The 13617-nt window shown below is 71.8% G+C and carries 11 protein-coding genes and 2 pseudogenes; all 13 read right to left on the bottom strand.

Annotated elements, in window-relative coordinates; translation table 11 throughout:
• Positions 1-70 precede the first annotated feature (70 nt).
• Positions 71-1459: pseudogene (locus tag ACWGIC_RS29630) on the bottom strand (condensation domain-containing protein); the annotation flags it as partial.
• Between the two features lie 16 nt (positions 1460-1475).
• Positions 1476-2252 (bottom strand): ABC transporter ATP-binding protein, encoded by a 777-nt coding sequence (locus ACWGIC_RS29625; RefSeq protein WP_452079205.1) that lies wholly within the window; start codon positions 2250-2252, stop codon positions 1476-1478.
• The gene (locus ACWGIC_RS29620) at positions 2249-3271 is read right to left on the bottom strand and encodes a FecCD family ABC transporter permease (RefSeq protein WP_452079204.1); all 1023 of its coding nucleotides are present in this window, start codon (positions 3269-3271) and stop codon (positions 2249-2251) included. The genes ACWGIC_RS29625 and ACWGIC_RS29620 overlap by 4 nt, the downstream gene beginning before the upstream one ends.
• Complete coding sequence (locus tag ACWGIC_RS29615) at positions 3268-4251, bottom strand: FecCD family ABC transporter permease (protein WP_452079203.1); 984 nt, start codon at positions 4249-4251, stop codon at positions 3268-3270. Before ACWGIC_RS29615 ends, ACWGIC_RS29620 begins: the two co-directional genes overlap by 4 nt.
• Positions 4248-5246: an ABC transporter substrate-binding protein gene (locus tag ACWGIC_RS29610; RefSeq protein WP_452079202.1), complete on the bottom strand. Its 999-nt coding sequence runs from the start codon at positions 5244-5246 to the stop codon at positions 4248-4250. The genes ACWGIC_RS29615 and ACWGIC_RS29610 overlap by 4 nt, the downstream gene beginning before the upstream one ends.
• Before the next feature lie 26 nt (positions 5247-5272).
• Positions 5273-6130, bottom strand: coding sequence for a siderophore-interacting protein (locus ACWGIC_RS29605; RefSeq protein WP_452079201.1), 858 nt, complete (start codon positions 6128-6130; stop codon positions 5273-5275).
• Complete coding sequence (locus ACWGIC_RS29600; protein ID WP_378398362.1) at positions 6127-6369, bottom strand: phosphopantetheine-binding protein; 243 nt, start codon at positions 6367-6369, stop codon at positions 6127-6129. The genes ACWGIC_RS29605 and ACWGIC_RS29600 overlap by 4 nt, the downstream gene beginning before the upstream one ends.
• Positions 6366-7028, bottom strand: coding sequence for an isochorismatase family protein (locus ACWGIC_RS29595; protein ID WP_452079200.1), 663 nt, complete (start codon positions 7026-7028; stop codon positions 6366-6368). The genes ACWGIC_RS29600 and ACWGIC_RS29595 overlap by 4 nt, the downstream gene beginning before the upstream one ends.
• A 3-nt stretch (positions 7029-7031) precedes the next feature.
• The gene (locus tag ACWGIC_RS29590) at positions 7032-8630 is read right to left on the bottom strand and encodes a (2,3-dihydroxybenzoyl)adenylate synthase (protein ID WP_452079199.1); all 1599 of its coding nucleotides are present in this window, start codon (positions 8628-8630) and stop codon (positions 7032-7034) included.
• The gene (locus tag ACWGIC_RS29585; RefSeq protein WP_452079198.1) at positions 8627-9949 is read right to left on the bottom strand and encodes an isochorismate synthase; all 1323 of its coding nucleotides are present in this window, start codon (positions 9947-9949) and stop codon (positions 8627-8629) included. The genes ACWGIC_RS29590 and ACWGIC_RS29585 overlap by 4 nt, the downstream gene beginning before the upstream one ends.
• A 153-nt stretch (positions 9950-10102) precedes the next feature.
• Complete coding sequence (locus ACWGIC_RS29580; RefSeq protein WP_452079207.1) at positions 10103-10855, bottom strand: 2,3-dihydro-2,3-dihydroxybenzoate dehydrogenase; 753 nt, start codon at positions 10853-10855, stop codon at positions 10103-10105.
• 240 nt (positions 10856-11095) lie between these two features.
• Positions 11096-11242: pseudogene (locus ACWGIC_RS29575) on the bottom strand (SDR family NAD(P)-dependent oxidoreductase); the annotation flags it as partial.
• Positions 11243-11331: 89 nt separating this feature from the next.
• Positions 11332-13569 carry a heavy metal translocating P-type ATPase gene (locus ACWGIC_RS29570; RefSeq protein ID WP_452079197.1) on the bottom strand — a complete coding sequence of 746 codons (2238 nt, stop codon included), beginning with the start codon at positions 13567-13569 and terminating at the stop codon, positions 11332-11334.
• Positions 13570-13617: the final 48 nt, after the last annotated feature.

The raw sequence follows: 13617 nt of genomic DNA, 5'->3' as shown, positions 1-13617 counted from the left end.
CGCCCCCCACCACCCGGGCGTTTTTTCTGTTTTGGGCTTTTTGTGTTATTCTTTTACCCTATAGGCCCCTTTCCGGCACTTCCGGCGCGGAAACAGCGGGAGTCGACCATTCGGCGAGCAAGGCGTCGACGTCCGGCACCAGGTCCACCCCGCCGACGACCGGCGCGTCCGCACCGGTGAACGCTGAGATCAACGCCTTCAACGCCGCGAGCTGCGCGTCGACGCCAGCCTGGTCCTGCGACCGCGCGTCGACCTCGAACCCCAGCAACAGCCCGCCGCCCGCCGTCGGCAGCACGCTGAGCCCCATGTCCTCCGGCGGCCCGCCCGCGACGTTCCGCATCGTCCCGCGCGCCTCGCCGAACGCCAGCTCCAGGTCGAACGCCTTGAGGTTGATCCCGCGCCCGTGCAGCAACGCGCCAGCGCCGGGCACCGCCAGATCCTGCGGCAGATTCTCGCCCCGGTACCGCTGGTGCGCGCGCATCTCCCGCAGCGCTTCCGCAACCCGCGCGGTCAGCTCCTCCGGCCGATCCCCCGGCTGCACGCTCACCCGCAGCGGCAGCACGTTGACCGCCATCGCCGGAGTGCGCAACGCCGACCCAACGCGGCACATCAACGGCACCGCGAACACGACGTCCGCCGTCCCGAGCACCCGGTGCAGGAACGCCGCGTAACACGCGATCAGCGCGTCGCCCCAGGTCGTCCCCGCCCGCTTCCCCAGTTCACGGAGACCCGCGACCTGATCCGCGGTGAGTTCGGCGCGCGCGGTGAACGTCGCTTCCGGCAGCCCGGCCGCGCTCGCGCCCTCGGCCAGTTCCGGCATCGGCGTGAACCGATCGCACCAGTACTCGCGGTCCTGCGCGAAACGCTCGCTCATCCGGTACGCGCGGTCGGCTTCGACGAGATCGGCGAACCGGCCGAACGTCGACGCCGGAACCTCTTCGCCCCGCACCGCCGCGGTGTACCGGGCGGCCGTGCGCCGGGCGAGCATCGCCGCGGTGTACCCGTCGAACACCAGGTGGTGGCCGAGCTGGGTGAACCACACTTCGGTGCCGGAAAGCCGGAGAATCAGGTGGGAGAACAACGTCCGGTCCAGCATCCCGCGGCACGCCTCGGCCACCCGCCGCCGCTCCGCCGCGACCCGGGCGTGCGCCGCGGCCAGCGGGTCCGGTTCCCCTTGCAGGTCAACGACTTCCGGCAGCGGAACCGGGTCGGCGGAGACGACCTGCCGCGGCCCGTCCGGGGTGTCGAGCACCCGCAGCCGCAGGCTTTCGGCTTCCTCGGTGGTTGCCCGGATCGCCTCGGCCAGCGCCGCGAGGTCGACCGGTGCGCCGCCGGAGATCGCAGAGATCTCGATGACGTCGCCGACCAAGTAGTACGGCGAATCCGGTTCCAGCCGCTGCGCGTTCCAGATGCCCAGCTGGGCGCTGGTCAGCTCGAGGGTGGCGAGTGCGGTGCTCAAGTGATGACTCCCGGGGTCAGAGCGCGGGCACGACCATCGGCGTCCCGGTGACCGGATCGGGCACCACGACGCTCGGCAGGTCGAAGACTTCCTTGATCAGGTCGGCGTCCACGACGTCGCCGGGCGCGCCCTCGGCCACGACCCGGCCGTCGCGCATCGCGACCACGTGGTCGGCGTAGCGGCAGGCCTGGTTGATGTCGTGCAGCACCGCGATCACCGTGCGGCCCTCGTCGCGCAGCCGCTTCAGCAGCTCCAGCACCTGGTACTGGTGCGCGATGTCGAGGAACGACGTCGGCTCGTCCAGCAGCAGGTACGGCGTGCGCTGCGCGAGCACGACCGCGATCCACACCCGCTGCCGCTGCCCGCCGGAAAGCTCCTGCACCGGACGGTCGGCCAGCCCGGCGACCCCGGCCGCGGTCATCGCGCCGACCACCGCGGTCTCGTCCTCGGCCGACCACGACGACAGCAGCGACTGGTGCGGGAAGCGGCCGCGCGCGACCAGCTGCCGGACCCGGACGTCCTCCGGCGCGGACGGATCCTGCGGCAGGAAGCCGAGTTCCCGCGCCAGCGCCTTGGCCGGATACGCCCCGACCTCGCGGCCGTCGAAGGTCACGCCGCCGTCCGACGGCCGGAGCAGCCGGACGAACGCGCGCAGCAATGTCGATTTGCCGCACGCGTTCGGGCCGACGACCGCGGTGAACGCACGGTCGGGCACGTCGAGCCGCAACTGCGTCGACACGACGCGGTCGCCGTAGCGCAGGGTGAGGTCCCGCGCGGTCAAGCGGGCGGTCACTTCCGCCGCACCTCCTTGGTGAGCAGCCAGATCAGGTAGCAGCCGCCGATCGCGGTGCTGACCACGCCGACCGGCAGCGACACCGGGGCGAGCAGCATCTGCGCGACGAGATCGGCACCGGCGAGCAGCACCGCGCCGATCAGCGCGGCGGGCAGCAGCGGAATGCCGGGCGCGCGGGCGAGCCTGCGGCCGATCTGCGGGGCGGCGAGCGCGACGAACGCGATCGGCCCGGCCACCGCGGTGACCGTCGCCGTGCAGCCGACGCCGATCACGACCAGCTGCAGCCGCAGGGATTCGTGCCGGACGCCGGTCGTCACCGCGAGTTCCGTGCCGAGCGCCGCCTGGTGCAGCGCGGGCGCACGGGTCGCCAGCACCGCGAACAGCACCGCCAGCACCCCGAACGGCACCGCGACGTCGCTCCAGCCGATCCCGTTGAGCGAACCGGCACTCCAGCCGACCGCGGCGATCGCCACTTCCAGGTCCGCGCGCAGCACGATCCACGAGTTCAGCGCGGTCAGCATCGCGTTGACCGCGATCCCGATGACGATCAGCCGCAACCCGGAACGGCTGCCGCCCATCGAAAGCAGATAGACCGCGGCCGCGGTGACCAGCCCGCCGGCCACCGACGCGAACGTCAGCTGCGCCGGCGACCCGGACAGCACGGTCATCGCGACCAGCGCGCCGGTGTAGGCGCCGGAATCGAGCCCGATCACGTCCGGGCTGCCGAGCGGATTCCGCGTGACGTTCTGGAAAACCGCCCCGGCCAGCCCGAGCGCGGCTCCGAACACGAGCCCGGCGGCCACGCGCGGCAGCCGCCATTCGCGGATCACCACGCCCGGTCCGCCGCCGGACCCGCCGAGCGCGGCGAACACCCGCGCCGGGCTCGCCCAAGCCGCGCCGTAGCAAAGCCCCAGCAACGCGAGCCCGGCGAGCACGACGGCGAGCACAGCGACGAGAACGACGGTCCGGCGCTCGACCCGCAGCGAAACCCGCCCGCGGCGGAACACGAACGCGGTCATAGGGCGGCCGTCCCGTACTTGCGGACCGCCCAGATCAGCACCGGGCCGCCGACGAACGCCGTCACGATCGCGACCGGCACCTCGCCGGTCGGCAGCAGCACGCGCGAGCCGATGTCCGACACCAGCAGCAGAATCGGGCCCAGCACCACCGCGAACGCGGTCAGCCATGGCACCGACGCGCCCGCCGCGCGCCGCGCGAGATGCGGCACGATCAGGCCGACGAACAGAATCGGGCCGGCCACCGCGGTCGCCGCCCCGGCCAGCAAGGTGATCAGCAACAGCGTCACCGCACGAATTCGAGCCACGCGCGCGCCGAGCGTGTGCGCGACAGTGTCACCAAGCGCGAGCGCGTTCAGCTGACGGCTCAACAGGAACGCAGCGAGCACGCTCACCGCGATCACGACCAGCGGCACCGTCAGCGGAGCCTGCTCCCGTCCGGCCAGCGAACCGACGGCCCAGAAGCGGTACCGGTCGAAAGTGTCCGGCAGCAAAAGCCGCAGCCCGAGCGAAACACCGCTGAGCACGAACGTCAGCGCGGTGCCGGTCAGCACCATCCGCAACGGAGACCGCCGGCCGACCGCATACACGAGCAGGGTCGCCAGCACCGCGCCGAGCACGGCGAACAGCAGTTCCCCGGACGCCGAAACGGCGATGCCGAGCGCGGAACCGATCGTGATGGCGAACCCCGCCCCGGCGGTCACGCCGAGCACGCCGGGTTCGGCCAGCGGATTCCGCGACAGCACCTGGACCAGCACCCCGGCCACGGCCAGCGCCGCGCCGACGCCGACCGCCAGCAACGCCCGCGGCGCCCGGACGTCGCGCACCACCGCCTGGTCGGCCGGATCGCCGTGCCCGAAGAGTGCCTGGAGCACCTCCGCCGGCGCGATGCCGTGCGCGCCGACGCCCACGCTGACCACGGCCACCGCCGCCAGCAGGACGACGGCGGCGGCCAGCAGCGCGGTCCGGCTGCGCGCGGTCACTTCTTCAGCAGCGGCGCGAACGCCTGGTCCACCGCGTCCAGCGTCTTCATCGCCGCCCGGTAGGTGGCCGCTTCGGTGTAGCGGAAGGCGAACGTCTTGCCCGCCTTCACCGCGGGAAGTTCCTTCCACAGCGGCGAATCGAGCACGTACTTCACCGCGGGCGGCACCGAGCCGTCCGGCTTCACCGAGTAGGTGATCGCGTCCGCCTGCGCGAACGCGGTCGGCAGTTCCTCGATCGACGGGTACTCGCTGACGTCCTTCGAGCCGCCGCCCTTGACCTTCACCTGGCCGAAGTAGTTCGCGCCGAGGTCCTGCGCGACGTTGGTGCCCCAGGAATCCTTGAACTCGCGCTGGAAGTTGCCCTTCGCGACCTCGCCGTACGCGCCGACGTGGCCCAGTTTCAGCTGCGGCAGCACAGCTTTGTATTTCTCCTTGAGCTGGTTCGCCTTCGCCTCGTACTCCTGGCGCGCGGCGTCGAACCCGGCCAGCGCACCCGCCGCGTCGGACTGCTTGCGCGACAGCTCCCGCCACGCCGACGGCACCGACGGCCCGATCGCCACGACCGGCGCGATCTCCTGCAGCCGCTTGACGTCGATGTCCGCGAGCACCGGCTTCGGCACGCCGATCACGATCAGGTCCGGATCCGCCTGCGCGATCGCCTCGTAGTTCGTCTCGGCAGCCTGCTCGCCCGCGACCTTCGGCAGCTCGTCGTACTTCTTGCGGTCCTCGGTCGTCATCATCGGCAGGCCGCGCTTCCACGTCGAGATCCCGACGAGCGGAGCCTTCGCCTCCAGCAGCGCCGGAACGGCGTAGCCGGTCGCGATCACGCGCTTCGGCTTGACCGGGATCTTGATTTCGCCGTTGTCGGCGGCGAAGGCACGGGTCGGGGCGTCGCTCCCGCCGCTCTGCGCGTCGCCGGAGCCGCAGCCCGCGACGACGGTGAGGGCGACCGCGAGGGCCGCGGCGGCGAGACGGGTGGTTCGGGTGACGGTCATGCGAGGGTCCTTGCTGTTCTGATGGATCAGTGGTCGTGCTCGTCGTCGAAGTCCGCGACGCCGCGTTTCCAGTAGCCGGTCACGTCGTAGTCCTCGCGGGCGAGCCCGAGGTCGTCGCGCAGCCAGCGGCGCAGCGGTTTGATCGCGCCCGCTTCTCCGGCGACCCACGCGTAAAGCCGTTCGCCCTCAGGCACTTTGACTTCGCGCACGGCGTCGGCGAGAAGCTCAACGCTGCCAGGCGGTTTGCCGGGACCTCGGTGCAGCCAATGGACCTCAACGCCGTCCGGAGCGTCGAGGTCGATCTGCTCGCTCGCGTCGGCGATCTCGGCGAACGCCCAGCCCGCCGCGGTCCGCGGCAGTTCCTCCAGCCAGCGCGCCAACGCGGGCAGTGCCGTGATGTCGCCGGCGAGCAGGTAGCGGTCGTAGTTGTGCGGCACGATCAGCCCGCCCGGCGGACCGGCGACGTGCACGGCCTCGCCCGGCCGCACCGCACGCGCCCAGTCCGAGCCGAGACCGCCGTCGTGCAGGGCGACGTCGAGGTCCAGCTCGCCGGACGCGGGGTCGTAGCGGCGGACGGTGTACTCGCGCGAGACCGGCGACGGCTTCGGCCAGCGGAGCATGTCCCCGTTCGCTTCGGGCAGCCGCAGCTCGCCGTCCGCGTCCGGGAAGAGGATCTTCACGTGCTCGTCCGGCGAATGCGCCTCGAACCCGGCCGTGCCCGGCCCGCCGAGGGTGACGCGCAGCAGCCCGGAGCCGACCGCGCTGGTCCGCACGACCTCCGCGCGCCGGATCCGGATGGGGTAGGGCACTTTCTCGGCCTGACGGCCCGCGCGGACCTCCGCGATCCGGGCGGTGTGGCGGTGCCGGTGCGCGTCCCGGCTCACTGCGCGCCGCCGGTGAGGAGCTTCGTCCAGTGCCCGAGCCGCGGGTCCTCGGCGAGGTCGGCGAACTCCAGCTGCGCCGCGCCCGCGCCGCGCCACTTCTCGACCAGGCTCATGATCCGCATCGAATCGAGGCCGAGGTCGGCGAGATCGGTGTCCGGGGTCAGCTCGTCGAGTCCGCAGCCGAGCAGTTCGGCGACGTCGGCGTTGACCTGGTCGGCAGTCAGTCCGGGGGTGCTCATCGAGGTGCTCCTGCGGGAATCGGCGCCGACAGCGCGGCGAGCGCGTCGGCGGTGGTGGTGACGACGCCGCAGCGTTGCGCGACGTACTCGCACGCCTGGTCGTGCCGGGAGCGGTCGAAGTCCGCGACCGCGTCGCTGATCAGGAACGGCCGGACGTCGCGCATGAACGCCTCGACCGCCGTGGCCTGGCAGCCGATGTGCGCGTACACGCCGGTGATCAGCAGCTGGTCGCGGTCGCCGAGCTGCTCGCGGAAAGTGCTGCGTTGGAAGGCGCTGTAGCGCCATTTGTCCAGCACAGTGTCGACCGGCTGCGGAGCTAGCTCGTCGACGATGTCCGCGGCGCGCGGGTCGTCGTCGATCACCGCGCCGATGCCGTCGCCCCAGAATTCGGTGAGCAGGCCGCGATCGGCGGCGGGCTGCTTGCCCGGCTGCGCGGTGTAGAACACCGGCATGCCCCAGCTTCTCGCCTTTTCCGCCAGCTCCGCGATGTTCGCGACCATCTCCGGAATCGGCGAACCCTCATAGGGGGCAAGGAAATACCGCTGGACGTCGTGCACGAGCAGAGCCGCCCGCGCCGGGTCGGGCCGCCACTGCACCCGTCCGTCGGGCAGGTCCGCCGCCGTCGGCAGCGGGTACGCCCGGATCTTCGGCAGGGACACGCCTCACCTCTCCTTCGCCAGGGCGGCCAGTGCCGCCCGCAGTTCGCGTTTGCTGGTCTTGCCGACGCCGGTGACCGGGAACTCCCCGACCACCTCCACCAGGTCCGGCACCTTGAACGCGGCCACCCCGCGCCCGCGCACGAACCGGCGCAGTTCCGCCGCGCTCGGCTGGGCCCCGTCGGCCGGGACGACGTACGCGCAGGTCCGCTCGCCGAGGTACTCGTCGGGCACCGCGACGACCGCGGCGTCGAGCACCCCCGGATGCGCCATCAGGTGGTTCTCGACCTCTTCCGCCGCGACCTTCTCGCCGCCGCGGTTGATCTGCTCCTTCGCCCGCCCGACGACCTCGAGATGCCCGGATTCCCTCCGCCGCACCAGATCTCCGGTCCGGTAGAAGCCGTCCTCGGTGAACGCGGTCTTGTTGTGCTCGGCCGCGTTGTAGTAGCCGCGGATCGTGTACGGCCCGCGGGTGAGCAGCGCGCCCACCTCGCCCGGTTCGACCAGATCGTCCGACGCCGCCAGCGGATCGTCCGGATTCACGACGCGCACCTCGTCGTCCGGCGAGATCGGCCGCCCCTGCGTGCTCAGCACGAGGTCCTCCGGATCGTCCAGCCGGGTGTAGCAGACCAGTCCCTCGGCCATGCCGAACACCTGCTGCAACTGGCACCCCAGCGCAGGGCCGACGCGTTCGGCGAGTTCCCGGCCGCATTTCGCCCCGCCGACGAGCAGAACGTCCAAAGAGGACAGATCGCGGCCGGTGCGCGCCGCCGTCTGCACCCAGGCCGCCGCCAGCGGCGGGACGACCCCGCTGATCGTGACCCCTTCGGCCTCGATCAGCCGGAACGCGGTGTCGGCGTCCGGCCGGAGAGCCAGCACCGTGGCCGCGCCCGCGTGCAACGCGCCGAGCAGACCCGGCGAGCTGAGCGGGAAATTATGCGCGACCGGCAGCGCGGCGAGATAAACGCTTTCCTTCCGCAGCCCGCAAATCCGCGCGCTTTCCCGGACGCTGTAAAGGTAATCGTCGTGCGTGCGCGGAATCAGCTTCGGCAGCCCGGTGCTTCCGCCGGACAGCTGAAGAAACGCTATTCCTTCCGAGTCCGGCTCCGGCAGCTCCTGCGGTGCGGTCGCCGCCAGCTCCGCGAACTCCGGCTCCCCGACGACAAGGACTTTCTGGTGCTCCGCGACCTCACGCGCCATCTTCGCGTGATCGTGCCCAGCGTGCTTCCCCACGGTGAGGATCGCTTTCGCGTCGCTCTGCTCCGCGAAGTGCCGCAACTCGCTGTCCCGATGCGCGGGCAACGCGAACACCGGCACCGCACCGGCCCGCCACAGCCCGAAAACGACCGACACGAACTCCGGAATGTTCGGCAACTGCACGACCACCCGGTCACCCTGCCCGAGCCCGTTCGCGACGAACCCCGCCGCCAGCCGATGCGCCCGCTCGTCCAGCTCGGCGAACGTCCAGCGCTGCTCCTCGCCGACCACCGCCGTCCGGTCCGCGTACGCGTCTTTGAGCGACGTCAGCAACGCCCCGAACGTCTGCCCGCGCCAGTACCCGCTGGCCCGGTACCTCGCCGCGGTTTCCTCCGGCCACAAGCTCATGCGACCCCCTCCGCGCCCAGCGCACGCAGCAGCGTCCCGAACTTCGCACTGGTCTCGGCCAATTCCGCGGCCGGATCAGACCCGGCGACGACGCCCGCCCCCGCGAACAGCCGCGCGGTCCTGCCGGACACCTCGGCGCACCGGATCGTGACCACCCATTCGCCGTCCCCAGAGAGGTCGGTCCAGCCGACCAGCCCCGCGTAATAGCCGCGGTCCTCGGGCTCCAACCGCGCGATCGTGTCGCGCGCCAGGCCGACCGGAACGCCGCACACCGCAGGCGTCGGATGCAGTGCTTCGGCCAATTCCAGCGAAGACGGCCCGCCTGGGCCGACCCGCCCGGTGATCCGGGTCGAAAGGTGCCACATCGTCGGCGTGCCGATCACTTCCGGTTCTTCCGGAACGTCCAGTTCGGTGCAGTAGCGCCCCAGCACCTCCGCGACCTGCGCGGCGACGAGAGCGTGTTCGTTGAGGTCCTTTTCGGACACTCGCAGCTCGGCAATCGCTTGCGCGTCCTGGGCGGGGTCTCCGGTGCGCCGTCGCGACCCGGCGAGCGGATTCGCGGTCACCACAGTGCCTTTGCGGGAAACAAGCAGCTCAGGACTTGCCCCGACGAGCGTGCGCGGCGCCGGGTCCCCGGGCGCGCTGACGTCGACGGCGAAGGCGTGCGCCGCGGGGTCCGCCACGACGAGGTTGCGGAGCAGTTGCCGGACGGAGACGCCTTGCTCTCCCACGAGATCCAGCGCTCGGGCGAGAACGACCTTGCGGAGTTCCCCGTCGGCGATGAGGTCGACCGCACGGCGGACGCTCTCGGCGTAGACCTCGGGTGCCGGGCGAGGGATTACGGTCCAGGGGGTTTGGCCGTCTGGCAATGGTGTTGCGGTGTTTTCGGGACCTTCAGGGCCCGGGCCTTCGGGATCTTCGGGGCCGTCGGAGCCTTCGGGGCTTGAACCGCTGCGGGATCCGGTCAGGGAACCCGCGGCTGGCCGCTCCCCGGAGTCCGCCGCCCGCGCGGCCTCGTCGCCCGGCGCCCCGGCCCGGCGCACCACCGCGGGCACGATCAGGCTGCTCCCGGAGTCCGGCCGGAATCCGATCGCTCCGGCCACGACCGGATTCGCGACCCCCGCCAGCACCGCGGCTTCCAGCGCCTCGGCAGCGGCCGCGGCCCGGTTGCCGGGCGTGCCGCGGACGTGCGCGTGCACCCCGTCGGCGAGCAGCACCCCGCGGGCCGACGAGTAGTAGAACGACCCCGGCAGGTACGCGGCCAGGAGATCCGCCGCCCGGTGGACCGGCCGCGGACGGGCCGGAGCAGGTGAGGACACGAGGTGAATTCCCTTTCGCACACGCGCAGGCGGCCGAGCCGCCCTCGTCCGTTCCTCGCGCAGGCCCGGACGTCGACTGTTCGGTTAGCCTAACCTAATGGACACTAACGTACCCGGACGAAAAGGAAAAGCCGCCCGGCGGGTCGACCCGGATCACGCGCGAAGCGTGGCGCCGCCGTCGACATAGAGGTTCTGCATGGTGATGTGCCGCGCCCGGTCGGACGCGAGGAACAGCACCGCGTCCGCGATGTCCGCCGGATCGGCGATCCGGCCGAGCGGGATCCCGACGCGGAATTGCTCCGGATTCCCCGCGATCACCCGGGCTTCGCCGGAATCGTCCGTCCACAGTAGACGTTGCATGTCGGTGTCGGTCGAACCCGGCGAGACGATGTTGCACCGGATCCCCGAACCGGCGAGTTCCAGGCCGAGACAGCGGGTGAGCATGGTCGCCGCCGCCTTCGAAGCCGCGTAGGCGGCCATCCCGGTGCGCGGGACACCGGCCGCGTTCGACCCCACAGTGACGAGCGCGCCGCTCCCCCGCGGCTGCATCCGCCGGGAGATCTCGCGCAGCACAGTGAAAACCCCGGTCGAGTTGACCGCGAACGTCGCCGCCCAGTCCTCGTCGCTGGTCTCGCCGACCGACCCCGGCCGCAACACCCCCGCGACGGACACCCCGATCCCGATCGGCCCCAGCTCCCGCTCGACGTCCGCCACGACCCGCACGACCGCCCCCGGATCGCCGACATCCGCGACGAACGGCACCACCCGCCCGGCGTTCGCGCCGACCGGCAGCGCGGCATCAACCGGGAGTTCGGCACCGAACTCCGCACGAGCCCGCGCCGCCTCCGCACCCGCCTGCGCCGCACCACGACCCGGGCGCGCCCCTGCCGCCGAATCGGCCGACAGGCGCGCGGAATCGCCGCCGCTCGTCACCCCGCCCGCTGGCACATCGCCTGAATTTCGCGCGATACCGCCACCCACGGAAGCCCTCGCCAGGGCGCTCTCCGAAAGTCGCCCACCAGCACGACTCTCCGACGCGCCCGCTGCAACAGAACCCGGCGCGGCAACGGCAACCGCTCCACCGTCCGAAGCACCCGCGGCAGGCACCGGACCCGGCCCCGCGCCGTAGTCCCGCGCGGCAACCTCCCGCAGCCCCTCCTCGTCGATGTCCACCGCGGCCACCACGGCACCGGCCCGCGCGAGCGCCTCCACGACGGCCGCCCCGATTCCGCGCGCACCGCCGGTGACCAGCGCGATCCGCCCTTCGATCCCGGCTTCCGCGTCCCGCGTCACCGCGCACCTCACCCTCCGTCGCCGACTGATTAGGCAAACCTAACCTAATCGAGTGACGGTCGACCAGGGTGATCCCGCCCACCTCTCGTTCAGCGGCTGGGCAGGAAGTTCCGCAACCGCAGGCTGTTGGCCACCACCAGCACCGACGACAGCGACATCGCGGCCCCCGCGATCAGCGGGTTCAACAGCCCGCACGCGGCGAGCGGCAGCGCGGCAACGTTGTATCCGAACGCCCAGACGAGATTGCCCCGGATGGTGCGCAAGGTCCGCTGCGCGAGCCGGATCGCGTCCGGCAGCACCGACAGGTCGTCGCGGACCAGGATGATGTCGGCCGACCGCAGAGCCAGATCGGTTCCCTCGGCGACGGCCAGCCCGAGGTCGGCGGTCGCCAGAGCCGGAGCGTCGTTCACTCCGTCGCCGACCATCGCCACCCGGTGTCCCTTGCGCTGCAACGCCGCCACCGCCGCCGCCTTCTCGCTCGGCAAGACCCCGGCGAGCACCTCGGGGATCCCGACCTCCGCGGCGACCGCCTGGGCGGTCACCTCGTTGTCGCCGGTCAGCAGAACCGTTTTCAGCCCCAGCCGATGCAACTGCGCGACCGCCGCCGACGCCGACGGTTTCACCTCGTCCCGCACTACGAGCATGCCCGCGACCTCTCCTGCCGCCGCCACGAGCACAACGGTCGACCCGCCAGCCTCCGCCGACGCCACCGCGGCCTCGACCCCCTGACCGATCGAAACCCCTTCGTCGACGAGCAGTCTCGGCCGCCCGACCACGACGGCTGTTCCCTCGACCACGCCGCGCGCCCCCAGCCCAGGCAATGCCTCGAACTCGGCGACTGCCGGAAGAACCTCCGGCCCACCGGCGACAATCGCTGCCGCGATCGGATGTTCGGACGAAGCTTCCACCGCGGCTGCGAGACGAAGCGCTTCCGGCGGCGAGAACGACCCGAACGCCTGGGTCTCAACGAGAGTCATCCGCCCCTGAGTCACCGTGCCGGTCTTGTCCAGCACGACGGTGTCGACCGTACGACTCGCCTCGAGCGCGTCCGGCCCCTTCACGAGAATCCCGAGCTGCGCACCCCGCCCGACGCCGACCATCAAGGCAGTCGGTGTCGCGAGCCCCAACGCGCACGGGCACGCGATGATCAGCACGGACACCGCCGCGCCGAACGCGTCGCGGACTGGGTTCCCGGTGAGCAGCCAGCCCGCGAGGGTCAGCACCGCCAGCGCCGAAACCACCGGGACGAACACCGCGCACACCCGGTCGGCCAGCCGCTGCACCGCCGCCTTCCGCTCCTGCGCGCGCTCGGCCAGCGCACTCATCTGCGCCAGCTGCGACCGCGCCCCGACCGCCTCCGCGCGCACCACCAGCCGGCCGTTCAGGTTGATACTCCCGCCGATCACCCGGTTTCCCGGCCCGACCTCTGCCGGGACCGGTTCCCCAGTGATGGCGCTGACGTCCACTGTGGACAGACCGCTGTCGACCGTTCCGTCAGCGGCGATCTTCTCCCCCGGCCGCACCGCGAACCGGTCGCCGACCGCCAGTTCGCCGATTCCGGCCAGCACTTCGCCGTCCGCGCGCAGAATCCGCACGTCCTTCGCCGCCAGCGCGTCCAGCGCGCCGAGCAGGTCCGCCGCGCCTCGCCGGGACCGCGCCTCGAAGTACCGCCCGGCGAGCAGGAACGTCGTCACTCCGGCCGCGACGTCGAGGTACACCGAATCCGCGCCCGGTGCGGTCGCGCCGAATCCGATCCAGTAACCCGCCTCGCTGCCCGAGCCGATCAGCACCGAGGCCGCCGACCACAGGTAGGACGCCAGCACACCCAAGGAAACCAGCGTGTCCATACTGGACGATCGATGCCGCAGATTGCGCAGTGCGGCCCGGTGGAACGGCGCCGCCGACCAGAAGACCACCGGGGTCGCGAGCAGCAGGCACACCAGCTCCCACAACGGGAATCGCAGCGACGGCACGAGCGCGAGCGTGATCGACAGATTGCCGAGCGGAACAGCCAGCACCGCGGCCACGATCAGCCGGCGGCGCAGATCGCGAACCCGCGCGTCGCGGTTTTCCGGGCTCGTTTCGCCGCGGACGGTCGCGGTGTAGCCCGCCCGCTCGATCGTCGCGATCAGCGAGGCGGGGTCGAGGTCGGCCGGATAGTGGACGCTCGCGCGTTCGGTCGCGTAATTCACCGTGGCGCGCACGCCGCCGAGCTTGCCGAGGGAACGCTCGACGCGCGCCGCGCAAGCAGCACAGGTCATCCCGCCGACGGCGAGATCGAGGTGACGGGTCGGGGTCGCCGCGGGGGCGGCGGTCTGCGTGGACATGGTTCTCCGGATTCCAGGACGGGCACGAGGCGGTGGCAGTGCCGGCTC

It is taken from the genome of Amycolatopsis sp. NPDC054798, assembly GCF_053611505.1.
Note: the sequence above shows the minus strand (reverse complement) of the source record. Positions and strands in the feature narration are given on the sequence as shown.

Coding starts and splice junctions, on each gene's coding strand:
- ACWGIC_RS29590 (WP_452079199.1), bottom strand. CDS start 8,630: ATGAGCTTGTGGCCGGAGGAAACCGCGGCGAGGTACCGGGCCAGCGGG.
- ACWGIC_RS29610 (WP_452079202.1), bottom strand. CDS start 5,246: ATGACCGTCACCCGAACCACCCGTCTCGCCGCCGCGGCCCTCGCGGTC.
- ACWGIC_RS29600 (WP_378398362.1), bottom strand. CDS start 6,369: ATGAGCACCCCCGGACTGACTGCCGACCAGGTCAACGCCGACGTCGCC.
- ACWGIC_RS29570 (WP_452079197.1), bottom strand. CDS start 13,569: ATGTCCACGCAGACCGCCGCCCCCGCGGCGACCCCGACCCGTCACCTC.
- ACWGIC_RS29620 (WP_452079204.1), bottom strand. CDS start 3,271: ATGACCGCGTTCGTGTTCCGCCGCGGGCGGGTTTCGCTGCGGGTCGAG.